Below are 255 nucleotides of genomic sequence, written 5' to 3'. Positions count from 1 at the left end.
AGCCTCCTAAAACAGTCCGGAAATTTTGCCGTTTTCGTCCACATCCACATGTACCGCAGAAGGCACTTTCGGAAGACCAGGCATACGCATGATATTTCCTGTCAGGACGACGATGAATCCCGCCCCTACAGACACAGTCAAATCTCTGATGTTGACATTGAAATCTGTTGGGCGACCTAAAGCAGTCGCTGTATCTGACAAGGAGTACTGTGTTTTCGCCATACAGATCGGCAGATCCCCATACCCCAGTTTTTC

Annotated in this window: 1 protein-coding gene; it reads right to left on the bottom strand. The window is 48.6% G+C overall.

Annotated features, from left to right (window positions below; translation table 11 throughout):
* Positions 1 to 6: 6 nt before the first annotated feature.
* The coding region (locus ACYQ2O_RS13625) for a formate--tetrahydrofolate ligase (protein ID WP_459796869.1) at positions 7 to 255 on the bottom strand (249 nt) is incomplete at its 5' end.

This window comes from Alkalibacterium sp. m-11 (assembly GCF_054658155.1).
Note: the sequence above shows the minus strand (reverse complement) of the source record. Positions and strands in the feature narration are given on the sequence as shown.